The 15174-nt window shown below is 32.9% G+C and carries 14 protein-coding genes; 13 read left to right on the forward strand and 1 reads right to left on the reverse strand.

Going from position 1 to position 15174, the window contains the following annotated elements; translation table 11 throughout:
• On the reverse strand, window positions 1-632 hold a 632-nt coding region (locus WBG30_RS07475; protein WP_424504016.1), incomplete at its 3' end, for a FadR/GntR family transcriptional regulator.
• 576 nt (window positions 633-1208) lie between these two features.
• On the opposite strand from WBG30_RS07475, the gene WBG30_RS07480 reads away from it, so the two are divergent.
• From WBG30_RS07480 to WBG30_RS07540, 13 genes are all read left to right on the forward strand, one after another.
• Window positions 1209-2018: a CoB--CoM heterodisulfide reductase iron-sulfur subunit B family protein gene (locus WBG30_RS07480; protein WP_424504017.1), complete on the forward strand. Its 810-nt coding sequence runs from the start codon at window positions 1209-1211 to the stop codon at window positions 2016-2018.
• Window positions 2019-2041: 23 nt separating this feature from the next.
• On the forward strand, window positions 2042-2455 hold the full coding sequence (locus WBG30_RS07485; protein WP_424504018.1) for a 4Fe-4S dicluster domain-containing protein: 414 nt from the start codon (window positions 2042-2044) through the stop codon (window positions 2453-2455).
• A gap of 32 nt (window positions 2456-2487) precedes the next feature.
• Window positions 2488-4470: a 4Fe-4S binding protein gene (locus tag WBG30_RS07490; RefSeq protein WP_424504019.1), complete on the forward strand. Its 1983-nt coding sequence runs from the start codon at window positions 2488-2490 to the stop codon at window positions 4468-4470.
• Complete coding sequence (locus WBG30_RS07495) at window positions 4461-4925, forward strand: hydrogenase iron-sulfur subunit (RefSeq protein ID WP_424504020.1); 465 nt, start codon at window positions 4461-4463, stop codon at window positions 4923-4925. Before WBG30_RS07490 ends, WBG30_RS07495 begins: the two co-directional genes overlap by 10 nt.
• On the forward strand, window positions 4913-5890 hold the full coding sequence (locus tag WBG30_RS07500) for a 4Fe-4S dicluster domain-containing protein (RefSeq protein ID WP_424504021.1): 978 nt from the start codon (window positions 4913-4915) through the stop codon (window positions 5888-5890). Before WBG30_RS07495 ends, WBG30_RS07500 begins: the two co-directional genes overlap by 13 nt.
• Window positions 5890-6936, forward strand: a complete 1047-nt coding sequence (locus tag WBG30_RS07505; RefSeq protein ID WP_424504022.1) for a 4Fe-4S dicluster domain-containing protein — start codon at window positions 5890-5892, stop codon at window positions 6934-6936. Before WBG30_RS07500 ends, WBG30_RS07505 begins: the two co-directional genes overlap by 1 nt.
• Entirely contained in the window at window positions 6926-7765 is an 840-nt protein-coding gene (locus WBG30_RS07510) for an FAD/NAD(P)-binding protein (protein WP_424504023.1), read from the forward strand. Before WBG30_RS07505 ends, WBG30_RS07510 begins: the two co-directional genes overlap by 11 nt.
• A gap of 25 nt (window positions 7766-7790) precedes the next feature.
• Window positions 7791-8471, forward strand: a complete 681-nt coding sequence (locus tag WBG30_RS07515) for a 4Fe-4S dicluster domain-containing protein (protein WP_424504024.1) — start codon at window positions 7791-7793, stop codon at window positions 8469-8471.
• 76 nt (window positions 8472-8547) lie between these two features.
• The gene (locus WBG30_RS07520) at window positions 8548-10152 is read left to right on the forward strand and encodes an FAD-dependent oxidoreductase (RefSeq protein ID WP_424504025.1); all 1605 of its coding nucleotides are present in this window, start codon (window positions 8548-8550) and stop codon (window positions 10150-10152) included.
• A gap of 328 nt (window positions 10153-10480) precedes the next feature.
• Complete coding sequence (locus WBG30_RS07525) at window positions 10481-11932, forward strand: 4-hydroxyphenylacetate 3-hydroxylase family protein (RefSeq protein ID WP_424504026.1); 1452 nt, start codon at window positions 10481-10483, stop codon at window positions 11930-11932.
• Window positions 11933-12003: 71 nt separating this feature from the next.
• Window positions 12004-12285 (forward strand): NifU family protein, encoded by a 282-nt coding sequence (locus WBG30_RS07530; protein WP_424504027.1) that lies wholly within the window; start codon window positions 12004-12006, stop codon window positions 12283-12285.
• Window positions 12286-12345: 60 nt separating this feature from the next.
• Window positions 12346-13647 carry an acetyl-CoA hydrolase/transferase family protein gene (locus WBG30_RS07535; protein ID WP_424504028.1) on the forward strand — a complete coding sequence of 434 codons (1302 nt, stop codon included), beginning with the start codon at window positions 12346-12348 and terminating at the stop codon, window positions 13645-13647.
• Between the two features lie 86 nt (window positions 13648-13733).
• Window positions 13734-15098, forward strand: a complete 1365-nt coding sequence (locus WBG30_RS07540; protein WP_424504029.1) for a hypothetical protein — start codon at window positions 13734-13736, stop codon at window positions 15096-15098.
• Window positions 15099-15174: the final 76 nt, after the last annotated feature.

Below are 15174 nucleotides of genomic sequence, written 5' to 3' on the forward strand. Positions count from 1 at the left end.
CTAGATTCTTCATAAGCTATAGCTAGTTTTTTATTTTTACTTTTAATGGCTTTGAATAGTTTTTCATGATGCAGACATTTTTCTTTGAGAGGAATAGAGGAATATTGATCCTTAGAAAACTCTTTTAAAATAGAAAAAAGAATATTACTTATAAGATGAAGGGTGTTGTTACCGCTTCCTTTTGCAATAGTTTTATGGAATTCAATATCTAAATCAATAAATCTTTCTCTATCATCAATAGAATCGATCATATCTAGGTGTAACTGCTCTAAACGCACTATTGCTTCAGGAGTCATATTATCTATAAAAAGATCAATTGATAAAATATCTAATTGCATTCTGCACTGTAAAATTTCAAAGTATGAAGTTTCACTGAAGGCAATAAGAGGTAAAAATGTATTTAAAAGAGTTTCACTATTGATCTTATTAACATATGTTCCATCTCCTGGTTTTTTTTCTAGTATATTTAGAGCTACTAGTTTTTCCACAGCAGATCTAATCGAGGAACGACTTACCCCGATCTCCTCTTCCAATATCTTTTCAGAGCTTATTTTATTTCCAGAAGTCCATTCCCTTGTAAAAATTTTATTTTCTATATATTCCAACGCTAATTCTGAAGCTTTTTTTTTCAAAACGGTGCCCTCCTTTATGTTTCTATTGAACATTTTATAATTAAAATTACAAAATAACAACTTTTATTTAAAAAAAGGTAGAAATCATAAAATAATTATAGATAGAAATACCATATTTTTCTATCGTCAATACGATTTTTTCTAAAAACCTTTCCCACCTATAGATTATAGTATACTATTTCACCTATATTATTTAAATAAAAATCCTACTAAGTATATTAAAATTTCAATCATTGTATTATTATTTGATCTAAGCAAAAACATATATAAAACAAATTAATAATATCACATAGTACATTTAGTTCATTTTTTTATACACTTATTAAATAATTAATTAATTTTTTAATTTTTATTTGATTTTTAGTTATTTTTGAGTTATATATCTTATTAGATTTGTTTTTATAGTATTTTTTATAACTTATTCTCATATTTGAGAGTTATCATATGTTCATATAAACTTTATCTAAAATTTAAATTGATATTATATCAATTTTTTTTACAACAAACTTTGTTAAAAAAATAACAATATTATACTTGAAAGTAAAAAGGGGGTGAAGGTCTGTACTTTTAATATCTTTGAAGTACAGATTAAAAAAAATGAAGTATAGCTATTATCCGGGATGTACCTTAAAAACAAAAGCACAGGAACTTGAAAAGTTTGCTCTAGATTCAGCCACAGAATTAGGAATTGAAATGACAGAATTAAAAGACTGGCAATGCTGTGGTGCTGTATACCCCATGGGAGAAGATGAGATTGTTACAAAATTATCCTCTGTTAGAAGTCTAGCAGCAGCAAATGATAAAGGGGAAAAATTAGTGACTCTTTGCTCTGCTTGCCACCACGTTATTAAAAGAGTAAATAAAGATATGAAAGAAAAAGTAGAAGTTAGAGACAAGGTCAATAACTATCTCCAACTTGAAAATAACTACAATGGAGATGGAGAGGTCATTCATTTTTTAGAGATGTTAAGAGATGATTATGGATTTGATAAACTATCTGAAAAAGTAAAAACATCTCTCAATGGCCGTAAAATAGGAGCTTACTATGGTTGTCTTCTTCTCAGACCAGAAAAAGATATGAACTTTGATGATTCAGAAAATCCTATTATCATTGAAAATTTTATAGATGCACTAGGAGGAAAGTCTATTAAATATCCCTATAGAACAGAATGTTGCGGTGGATATTTGGTAATCGAAAATAAATCTGCAACAGAAAAGATGACAAATAATATTATTAGGTCTGCTGTAGAAAATGAAATCCAAGAGATCGTAACTGCATGTCCTCTATGTAAATATAATTTAGAGAAAAGTCAGGAAGCTAAGGCCAATAATCTATCTGTTGTTTATTTTACAGAACTTTTGGCTGAAGCATTAAATTTAAAATAATTATTTTATTAGGAGGTGGAAAAATGGTTCAAACAATACATAATCCCGATAAATATGAAGAAGATATCCTACAAATAAAAAAAATAAGTAATGAGATGGTCAATGATTGCATGCAATGTGGGAAATGTACAGCAGGCTGTCCAGCCGTTGCAGAAATGGATATACTTCCTCATCAAATATTAAGACACCTTCAATTAGGACACTTTGATAAAGTAATTCAAAGTAAAACAATTTGGAACTGTGCATCGTGTTTTACCTGTGCATCCCGTTGTCCAAGGGGAGTCGATTTAGCTAAACTTATGGAAGCTATACGTCTTATTAGTTTGAGACGAAAAGGAAATGATAGATTAAAAGTTGAAAATATAAGTCAATTAATGACAGACGAAAAAATGCCACAACAGGCTATTGTAAGTGCACTTCGTAAATACAGTAAATAGATATAATTATTATCTTGCAAGGAGGTATAAAGTTGCGAAAAATTGGAGTTTTTGTATGCTGGTGCGGTTCAAATATAGCTGCTACTGTGGATGTTAAACAGGTTGTAGAAGAGGCAAAAAAAATGGCAGGAGTTGCATACGCTGCAGATTATCAGTATATGTGTTCTGAGATTGGGCAAAATATGATGAAGGACACAATAGACAAATATAACTTAGATCGAGTTGTAATTGCAGCATGTTCTCCTAGGATGCACGAGAGTACATTCCGTAGGGCTGCAGAAGAAGCCGGAATAAATCCATATTTAGTTGAGATTGCTAATATAAGGGAGCAGTGCTCATGGGTACATAAAGATAAAAAAGCTGGAACTGAAAAAGCTATAGCTCTTACAAGAGCTGCAGTGGCTAAAGCTACTTTGAATACTGAACTAGTCCCTGGAGAGATAGACGTAGTAAAAAAAGCTCTAATAATTGGAGGAGGGATAGCTGGTATTCAATCTGCATTGGATATTGCAGATGCGGGATATAAGGTAGATATAATAGAGAAAACACCTAGTATCGGTGGAAAGATGGCACAGCTAGATAAAACGTTTCCTACATTAGATTGTTCAGCATGTATTTTAACACCAAAAATGGTAGATGCTGCAAAACATCCGAACATAACTCTCCATACCTATAGTGAAGTTGAAAAAATTAGTGGTTATGTAGGTAATTTCAATGTGCAGATAAAGAAAAAAGCCCGTTATGTTGATATGGATAAATGCACTGGTTGTAGAATATGTACTGATAAATGTCCTTCTAAAAAAGCTAAAAGCGAATTTGAAGTAGGTCTTAAAAATAGAGGCGCAATCTATATTCCATTTGCTCAAGCTGTCCCTAATGTACCAGTTATCGATACAGAGGAATGCATTAAATTAAAAACAGGAAAGTGTGGTTTATGTGAAAAATTATGTCCCTCTGGAGCTATTAAATTTGATGATAAAGACGAAATAATAAGTGAAGAATATGGTGCCATAGTAGTAGCTAGTGGCTACGATATAATTGATTTAAATAAATTTGGAGAGTATCAATATGATCATCCAGATGTTGTTACATCTCTTGAGTTTGAAAGGATTACCAATGCTGCTGGACCAACAAACGGAAAATTTGTACGTCCATCAGACGGAGAAAGACCAAAAAAAGTAGTATTTATACAATGTGTTGGTTCTAGAGACAAAACCGAAAGGGGAAAATCATACTGTTCTAAAATTTGTTGTATGTATACTGCTAAACATTCTATGTTAATTAAAGAGAAATATCCCGATATAGAGGCATATGTATTTTATATAGATGTACGTACCCCTGGAAAGAATTTTGATGAATTTCAAAGAAGAGCAGTAGAACAATATGGAGTTCAATATATTAAGGGGATGGTTGGAAAAATTTTCCCAGAAGGTAAAAAACTTATGGTCCATGGGGTAGATACCATGAGCGGTCAAACTCTTGTAATAGATGCAGATATGGTGGTATTGGCCGCTGCTACAAAAGCTAAAAACGACGCTGTAGACCTTAAAAGAAAACTTAATATCAGTACCGATATTAATAACTTTTTTACAGAAGCTCATCCAAAACTACGTCCTGTAGAAACCGCTTCAGCAGGAATATATCTTGCAGGAGCCTGTCAAGGACCTAAAGATATCCCTGAAACTGTAGCTCAATCAAGTGCTGCTGCTGCAAAAGTTATTGGTCTTTTAAATAAATCTAAACTTGTAAATAATCCATGTGTATCAGCAGTGGATGAATCTATTTGTAGTGGGTGCCTTGCATGTGTAGAAATGTGCCCATATGACGCAATCGCATTTAAAAATGTAGTGATTGATGATCATGGACAAAAAATAAAAAAAGTAGTGGCCAATGTAAATGAAGCTCTCTGTCATGGATGTGGAGGATGCACAGTTACTTGTCGGCCTGGTGCAATAGATCTCAAAGGATTTACAAATAAACAAATCTTAGCGGAGGTGGATGCGATATGTCATTAAACACTGATACTAATGTAAGCAATAAAAATGAAGAATTCAAACCGTTAATCGTTGCATTTTGCTGTAATTGGTGTAGCTATGCTGGTGCTGATTTGGCTGGAACAAGCAGATTGAAATATCCTGCTAATGTGAAAATCATACGTGTTCCATGCTCTTGCAGGGTAAATATAAATTTTGTACTAAGAGCATTTCAAAATGGTGCTGATGGTGTAGTCATAGCCGGTTGCCATCCAGGAGATTGCCACTATTCTACGGGAAACTATCACACAAGGCGTCGATTTTCACTTATAACAAATTTAACTGAATATATAGGAATAGAAAAAGAACGTCTTAAAGTCGATTGGATCTCGGCAGCAGAAGGTAATAAATTTGCAACTGTGATGAATGATATATTGGTAGATGTTTATAAACTTGGGCCAAATAAAAAGTTGAGGGATGCCAGATGGAAAATATAACTAAAAAGATAAGAGCCATTGCAAAAGAGGATCTTATAAATAAAGAGGTAGAAAAAATTTTTGGATGGAAAAAAGGAGATCTATGGTCTGATTCATATCCAGTATTTATAACTCAACCAGAAGATGTTGACACTTTGATATGGGATTTATTTTGCATAAACAATCTGAGTAAATTTCTTATAAAGGAGCTTACAAAGCATGATAAAATCGGAATTTTTATTAAAGGTTGTGATTCAACTTCTTTTAACCAACTTCTAAAAGATAATAGAATAAGCAGGGAAAATGTAGTTCTTTACGGTATTCCTTGTGAAGGGATGGTTGATCCTGAAAAAGTAAAAAAAATAATGTTAAATGAGAGAGTTAAAGAAGTAAAAAAGTCTGAAAATGGTTTTACTATAAAAAGTAAGAATATGAGTAAAAACGTTTTAGGAGATGAGGTAAAATACGATAAATGTATAACATGTATCTCTCCAAATCCTGTGGTTTATGACCACCTTTTAGGGGATAAAATAAAAAGAAATGAAAATATAGAAGATAGATTTAAGGGTGTAGAAGAGCTTGAAGCTATGACTCCAGATGAGCGTTATGATTTTTGGAAAGGTGAATTTCAAAGGTGTATCAGATGTAATGCATGTCGTGATATCTGTCCTGCCTGTAATTGTGTAAAGTGTGTATTTGATAATGAAGAGGCGGATATCTCTGGAAAAGCAAAAACAGAGGGAGAAGATACATTTTTTCATATTGTTAGAGCTTATCATGTGGCAGGTCGTTGTGTAGATTGTGGAGAATGTGCCAGAGTCTGTCCTGCTGGAATCCCTCTTAATCTACTAAATCGAAAAATAATAAAAGATATAAGTGAGGTTTACGGTGAATTTAATGCCGGTATGGATTCTACAACTCCAGCACCACTAGTTACATTTAAACTAGAAGACACAGATACATTTTCAAAAAAAGGGGGAAAATAATGAAAAAGATTTTAAAGACTAAATTGCCTGAATTATGGCAAAAAATCAGTGATGATTTTGATTTATTTCTTCCTATTGAAAAAAGTAAAACGCTTAATTTTTCCCTTTGGAAGGAGGATGAAAAGGTTAATTTAAATAAAGTAAGAACTAATACTTCACCTAAGCACCTTGTTTTCCCTCAGACAGAAACTTATTTGAAATTTAAAAATCAAAATAATAGATTAAGTCTTAAAGCTGTAAAAGCCAAAGGAGATGAATATGTTATCTTCGGTGTAAGAGCTTGTGATGTAAAGAGTTTTAAACTCCTAGATAATATATTTTTAAGAGACCCCATCGATACCTATTATAAAGAACATAGAGATAGGGGAACTATTATCTCCCTTGCTTGTACTAATCCTGAAGAAACTTGTTTTTGTAGTTCTTTTGGAACAGATGCTGCATCCGCTCCTAAAGGTGCAGATATAGCTGCATGGGATATAGGAAACTTTTATATTTGGAAACCACAAAGTAAAAAAGGCCAAAATTTAATGGAAACTACAAAAGAATTTTTTATAGAAATAGATGAAAAAGATGTTAAAAATTTAGAGAATGAAAAAAATAATATCCAAGAAAAATTAGATGACCTTCCATTTAATAAGCTAAATCTTTCTAAGATAAAAGGGACTCAACAAGAAATATTTGATAGGGAAGACATATGGAATGAATTTAGTGAAAGATGTCTTGCCTGTGGAGCTTGCTCGTATCTCTGTCCTACATGCCATTGTTATGATCTTTGTGATTATAAAGGAAACGATCAAGGGGAAAAATTTCGTTGTTGGGACTCATGCATGTCATCAGATTTTACATTGATGGCCCATGGAAATCCTAGAACTACTCAGATGCAAAGACTAAGACAAAGGTTTATGCATAAACTTGTCTATTACCCTAAAAATCATCAGGGAGAGTATTCATGTGTAGGCTGTGGAAGATGTGTAGACAAATGCCCCGTACATATAGATATTGTAAAGATAATAAAAAAATTAGGTGGTGAAAATAATGAGCTGTAGTTGTCATGATCATGATCCGTTGATCCCTCAAATAGCTGTTATAAAAGAGATCAGAGTAGATACACATGATGTTACTACTTTTAAAATAGTTGATAGTTTTGGGAAAAAACCCTTTGAATTTTTACCTGGACAATGTGCTATGGTCTCTATTCCACCAATAGGAGAAGCTATTTTTTCAATAACCTCTTCTCCTACACAAAAAGAATTTATCGAGTGTAGTATAAAAAAATGTGGGACTGTGACAGATTATTTACATGAGCTTGAACCAGGTTCTGAAATCGGCGTAAGGGGTCCCTATGGAAATAATTTTCCTATAGAAGATCTAAAAAATAAAGATCTAGTTTTTATAGGAGGGGGAATAGGTCTAGCACCTCTACGGTCTGTAATTAATTATGTCATGGATAGCAGAGACAATTTTGGTAAAGTAGATATTGTTTATGGTGCTCGTACACCTGAAGATTTGGTACATTCAAAAGACATCTTTGATGTCTGGCCCAAAGAAAAAGAAACTAAAGTACACCTAACAGTAGATAACCACTCTCAAAATTGGAATGGACATGTAGGTTTTGTACCGAACTATGTTAAATCATTAAATTTTGATAGCAACAAAATTGCCTTGGTCTGTGGACCTCCTATCATGATAAAGTATACCCTTCAGGCACTGGAGGAGATGGGGTTTAAAAAAGAACAAGTTTATACTACTTTAGAATTGAAGATGAAATGTGGAATTGGAAAATGCGGACGTTGTAATATTGGGGATAAATATGTGTGTAAAGATGGCCCTGTGTTTAGATGTGACGAAATCATGGAACTTCCAAATGAATATTAAATAATAAACGGCAAGGGAGGCATAGATGTCTGAAAATAAAATGATCGATGTATATATATTTGGTAAAAAATACACAGTACCTTCTACTCTAACAATAATGGATTCTATGGAGTATGCAGGGTATCAATTAACTAAAGGTTGCGGATGTAGATCTGGATTTTGTGGTGCTTGTTCTACTATCTATAGAGTTAAAGGTGATAAAGAATTAAAAATAGCCCTTGCATGCCAAACAAAGGTTGAAGATGGGATGTATTTTACACAACTACCGTTTTTTCCAGGAGAAAAACCACTATATGATATAGAAAAAATTGAACCTACTGTGGAGACCATGGCAGAATTTTATCCTGAAATTTATAAGTGTATAGGGTGTAATTCATGCACAAACGGCTGTCCTCAAGATTTAAATGTTATGCAGTATATTGCCCATGCTCAAAGGGGTGAATTTGAAAAATGTGCACACGAATCTTTTGACTGTGTCTCATGTGGAATATGTGCATCTAGATGCCCTGCAGGGATAACTCATTACAATGTAGCTCTTTTAGCACGACGTCTTACTGGTAAGTACCTTACTCCTAAAACAGAACATCTAGAAAACAAAGTAGCAGAGATAGTAGCTGGGACCCATGATGATTCTTTAGACGAAATGATGAATAAAAATGTTGATGAATTAAAAACTTTATATAATTCCAGAGATATCAGTAAATAGATTATAATTTCTGTTATCAAAAACTTTTTAAAAATAAAGAAAAATATAAAACTAATATTCGTAGGGGAGGTATTTAATGTACACAACAGAGATGAGGGAATTATCTAAAAAAGTAGAGGAGACACGTTCCCAAAGAATTGGAGTAAATTTTCCCAGAATGTCTCCAGATAATAAAATAGAGGTTTTAAATGAAAATCATCCAGATTATAGTGATAAAGGCTTTATGTACTTGAAGCATGGTGTAAGTAAAGGAAAGAGGGTTCCTAACGAATTAGGTGTTCTCTTAGAGGGAAAAAGTAAGCTAGAAAAATTTGAAATAAATTTAGACAAAATAGATTATGACGTAGATATTCTAATCATAGGTGGGGGTGGCGCAGGAGCTGCTGCTGCATTAGAAGCTCATAAAAGAGGTGCTAAAGTATTAATCACGACTAAACTACGTTTTGGTGATGCTAATACTATGATGGCTGAAGGTGGTATTCAGGCGGCAGATAAACCCGACGATTCTCCTGAAAAGCATTATTTGGATGTAATGGGGGGAGGTCACTATACCAATGTCCCTGAACTTGCAAGTACTTTGGTAAAGGACGCTCCTGCTGCAATCAAGTGGCTAAACGATCTAGGTGTAATGTTTGACAAAGAAAAAGATGGAACTATGATTACAAATCACGGTGGAGGGACCTCTAGAAAGAGGATGCATTCGGCAGCGGACTATAGTGGTGCTGAAATAATGCGTGTTATGAGAGATGAAGTTAAAAATAAAGAGATAGAAGTCCTAGAATTTTCTCCAGTTATTGAACTCCTTCTTGATACAGATGGAAAAGCTTCAGGAGCCATTATCTGTGACCTTGAGACTAAAAGAAATTTTGTGGTCAGAGCCAAAACTGTAATAATGGCAACAGGAGGAGCAGGAAGACTTCACTACCAAGGGTTCCCTACATCCAATCACTATGGTGCTACTGCTGATGGATTGGTTATGGGGTATAGAGTCGGAGCAGAACTTGCTTTTGCGGATACTATACAATATCATCCTACCGGTGTAGCTTATCCATCTCAAATTTTTGGGGCACTAGTTACAGAAAAAGTTCGTAGTTTAGGAGCTACTCCCTTAAATATCCATGGGGAACAATTTGTCTATCATCTAGAAACAAGAGATGTAGAAGCTTCTGCAATCATTAGAGAATGTAATATAAAAGGAAATGGAGTCCCTACTCCTACTGGTGGATATGGTGTATGGCTAGATACTCCTCTTATTGAGATGATTCATGGGGAAGGGACAATTGAAAAAAAACTACCTGCAATGATGAGAATGTATCTTAAATTTGGTTTAGATATGAGAAAAAAACCAATATTAGTCTATCCAACCCTTCATTATCAAAATGGTGGATTATTGATAGATAAAAACGGTCAGACCAAAATTAAAGATTTATATGTAGTCGGTGAATGTGCTGGAGGTATCCATGGAACCAATAGACTTATGGGAAATTCATTGTTAGATATAATTGTTTTTGGTAGAAGAGCTGGTATTCATGCTGGGGAAAATTTTAAAGATGTAAAAATAAAAGATTTAACATTTGATCATGTAAGAAAATATCATGAAGAATTAGAAAATAAAGGCATAGAAAGTAGCCAATTTTCACCAATGATCCTTCCAACTTATACTCATGGAAGAGAAAAATAAAAAGCAACATAACTTTGTATCCAAATAAATATAATTCAAGGGTTTATAATTTCTAATTTGTTTCATACATTTCATCTCAAAATTCTATGTTTATAGACTAAATTAATAGTATTTTATTGATCTATTTATGGTTCAAATTCTTAGACAGTAAAAAAAAATTAATTTTTTTTATAAAAAAGTTTGATATTTTAAATTTTATGTAGTAAACCATTACTAAGGAAAGATAAAAACTTCACAAAATATTAGTTAAAATTAATTAATATTAACTTAAAAGATAACACATTAATTTTTTTATAATAGCACTAATTTTATTAGGAGGGGTTTAAAAATGGCATTAATGACAGGTGAAGAGTATATTCAAAGTTTAAAAAAAATGAAAACAAAAGTTTATTTGATGGGAGAATTGGTTGAGGATTTCACAAATCATCCTATGATTAGACCGTCTATCAATTCAGTGGCAGCTACTTATGATTTGGCACAGCAAAAGGAATATGAAAACGTTATGACTGCTGTTTCAAATATTACAGGAGAGAGAGTAAATCGTTTCTGTCATCTTCATCAAAGTACTGAAGATCTTAAAAACAAAGTTAAGATGCAAAGACTTTTGGGACAAAAAACAGCTTCGTGTTTCCAAAGATGTGTAGGAATGGATGCTTTTAATTCTATCTTTAGTACAACTTTTGAAATAGATGAAAAATATGGAACAACTTATCATGAAAGATTTAAAAAATATATGAAATTTGTTCAAGACAATGACCTTACAGTAGATGGAGCAATGACAGACCCTAAAGGTGATAGGGGATTAGCACCTCATCAACAAGCAGATCTTGATCTTTATCTTCGTGTAGTAGAACAAAGAGAAGACGGAATTATAGTAAGAGGAGCTAAAGCTCATCAAACTGGTGCAGTAAATTCTCACGAACATCTAATCATGCCAACTATGGCCATGGGAGAAAATGATAAAGAATATGCAGTTTCTTTTTCTATTCCATCAGATGCTCCAGGAATATTAATGATCTATGGTAGACAATCATGTGACATTAGAAAATTAGAAGATGGACATATAGATGTAGGAAATCCCAAATTTGGTGGGCAAGAAGCATTAGTAGTATTTAATGATGTTTTCATTCCAAATGAAAGAATATATCTAAATGGAGAAAATGAATTTGCTGGAGTTCTTGTAGAAAGATTTGCTGGTTACCATAGACAGAGTTATGGAGGATGTAAGGTAGGTGTGGGAGATGCACTTATTGGAGCAGCAGCATTAGCAGCAGAATATAACGGTGTTACTAGAGCTTCTCATATAAAAGATAAACTTATTGAGATGACACATCTTAATGAAACATTGTATGCATGTGGTCTTGCTTGTTCTACTGAGGGAGTTGCTACTAAAGCAGGAAATTATCAAATAGATCTTCTTTTGGCCAATGTTTGTAAACAAAATGTAACTAGATTTCCATATGAAATATCTAGATTAGCAGAAGATATTGCAGGTGGATTAATGGTAACTATGCCATCAGATATAGATTTTAAACATCCTATCGTTGGTGAATATTGTAATAAATATTTTATTGGAAATAGTAAAGTCCCTGTAGAAAATCGTCAAAAAGTACTTAGATTTATTGAGAACCTTACTTTAGGTGCTTCTGCAGTAGGATATAGAACTGAATCAATGCATGGAGCAGGATCTCCTCAGGCTCAAAGAGTTATGATTGCTAGACAAGGTAATATTGAAGGAAAAAAACAACTAGTTAAAGATCTTACAGGAATTAAAGAATAAGCAACGTGACGTTGCATCTACAAAATAATAGAAGAGAGGCTACGGCCTCTCTTTAAAATAGGGTGATTAAGATGTTGCAAAAAGTTGAAAAAATTATATCCAATAAAATCAGACCATCTATCAATGAACATGGAGGAGACATTAGAGTCATTTCAGTTCAAGATGGTATTTTAAAAATAAAATTACTAGGAAGCTGTATAGGTTGTTCCCAAGCTAATGCTACAACATCCGAATTTGTGAAAAAAATAATTCTTTCAGAAGATATAGGAGTGAAAGATGTTGTTTTAGAAACTGGAGTTTCAGAAGACCTTATTGAGATGGCTAAAAAACTTTTGGCTAAAAAAATAATGTAACTCTTCTAAAAACTAACAAATCTTTTAAAAATTACATGTTTAATAAAAGGAGTGAAAGAGATGAACTGGAAAGAGCTATACAAAGAGAAACTAGTATCTCCAGATGAAGCAATTTTAAATATAAAACCAAAAAATAGAGTAGTAGTCGCCCATGCATGTGCGGAACCAAAAATTTTGATAGATGCTTTAGTTAAAAACAAAGAAAAGTTTGAAGATCTAGAGATAGTACATATGGTTGCCATGGGAAAAGCTCAATATGTAAACGATGATATGAAAAAACATTTTACCCATAATGCTTTATTTGCAGGAGCAAGTACTAGAAAAGCTGTTCAAGACGGAAGAGCTGATTTTACTACATGTTATTTCCATGAAGTCCCAAAGCTATTTCGGGATGGTCATCTCCCAGTAGATGTTGCACTAATACAAACAAGTTTACCAGATGAACATGGAAACTGTAGTATGGGAATATCTATTGATTATATCAAGTCAGCATCAGAAAATTCAAAACTAGTCATTGCTCAAGTAAATAAATATATGCCAAGAACTATGGGTGATTCCTTTATTCATATTTTAGATATAGATTATATTGTGGAGCACTCAGAACCATTAATAGAATTAAATCCTCCTAAAATAGGAGAAATTGAAAAAGCTATTGGAAAAAACTGCGCTTCTCTCGTTGAAAACGGTTCTACTCTTCAACTTGGAATCGGTGCTATTCCAGATGCAGCATTACTATTTCTAAAAGACAAAAAAGATTTGGGGATTCATTCTGAAATGATCTCTGATGGTGTTTTGGAACTAGTAAAATCAGGTGTTATAAACAATAAAGCTAAAAATTTTCATAAAGGAAAAATGATTGTTACCTTTGTAATGGGAACTAAAGCACTTTACGATTATGTAGATAATAATCCCTTAGTTGAATTTTATCCAGTAGATTATGTGAATGATCCAGTAATAATAGCTAGAAATGATAATATGGTCTCTATTAATTCATGTGTACAACTAGATCTTACTGGTCAAGTTTGTTCTGAGTCCATAGGGTATAAACAAATCAGTGGTGTAGGTGGACAGGTAGATTTTGTAAGAGGCTCTACTATGAGTAAAGGCGGTAAATCAATTATTGCCATACCTTCTACTGCTGCTAAAGGAAAAGTATCCCGGATAGTATCTGTCTTAGATGAAGGAGCTGTAGTAACTACATCTAGAAATGATGTGGATTGCATAGTCACTGAATACGGTATTGCCAGACTTAAAGGAAAAACTACCAAAGAAAGAGGTAGGGTACTCATTGATATCGCTCATCCTGATTTTAGGGGAGATCTCATAAAAAAATGGGAAGAGAGATATCACTGTAAATATTAATTTTGATTTTAATTTTACTGAGGCATTTTGTCTCAGTAAAAATTAAAAAAATAACGTGAAAAAAATAACTTTTAAGGGGGATATTTATGTTTGTATTCAAAAGTATTCATTGGTTAACTAATCCTTTTATTCTTATGTTTATAACAATTTTTTTAGGTTTACTCTTGGGAAAATTATTAAAAATTGGAACTTCTGGAGCTCTTTTCTCTGGGTTGGCAATAGGATGGTTGGTTGTGAAAATGGCTAATGATTCAATAAGTGCACAAGGACCTTATACCTCTACATTTAATTCTATGCTCAAGGTCAGCGTTATCGATAAAAAATTTTTCAGTTTATTTTTAATTCTTTTTGTAGGAGCAGTAGGGCTTTTAGCAGCAGATAAAATCGCTATCATACTTAAAACGTATGGTACAAAATTTATTATGCTAGGACTTCTCATTGTCTTTATAGGCGCAGGAACAACTTATACACTTACTATTTTGAGTAATAAAGCAAATCCTTACGAAGTCTCAGGTGTTTATACAGGTGCTCTTACCAGTTCCCCTGGATTAGCTGCTGCAATTGAAACCTCTAGAGAACACGCTAAAGAATGGGCTACAGAATATCCAACACTTAGTCACCATAACAAAGAAATACTTTTAAATATACTAAATTCTAAGGGAACACTTACACCAGAGAATACACTGACTTTATCTTCAGAGCAAGCAGATGAATTTATTATTGATGCGGAATCTGGAGTAGGAATAGGTCATGCTATTGGTTATCCATTTGGAGTACTTATTGTTATCTTAGCAATGAAACTATTTCCTAAATTATTTAGATTAGATTTGGAAGAGGAACATAAACAATTTCAAAATGAGATGGAAGAAGCAAAAAAACAAATAAATATTAAATATATTGAACCTGTAACATTTGATCTTATTGCCTTTGCATTTGTCTGTATTTTAGGATACACACTTGGGATGATCAAAGTAAATCTTGGTTATCTAGGATATTTCAGTCTAGGATCTACAGGAGGAATATTAGCAGCGTCTATCTTCTTAGGTCACATAGGAAAAGTAGGGTTTATGACATTTAGAATGGATAAAAAAATTCTGGGCGTAATCAGAGATATTGCACTTACATTTTTCCTATCTATTGTAGGCTTAAGATATGGGTTTGCTGCTATTGATTCTATAACAGGAGCTGGATTTTATCTCTCTATAGTTGCTATCTTAGTAGGTGTTTTCTCTATGTTTTCAGGTTTCCTTGTAGGAAAATATGTATTTAAAATTAATTGGATCATGCTTTCAGGAGCAATCTGTGGTGGAATGACTTCTACTCCTGGTCTTGGAGTTGCTGTAGATGTTATTGGTACCGACGATCCTGCTGCAGGATACGCTGCCACATATCCATTTGCTCTATTTGGAATGGTTTTATTTACAATTATTTTACACAAATTGCCTATGTAACACTTAGTTAAATAACTTGTATTTTATGATAATTAAATCTTTGATAAGAATTAAACTTAATTTTTAAAAACATATA

The organism is Psychrilyobacter sp. (assembly GCF_049671765.1).
In the GTDB taxonomy this organism is placed as follows: Bacteria; Fusobacteriota; Fusobacteriia; order Fusobacteriales; family Fusobacteriaceae; genus Psychrilyobacter.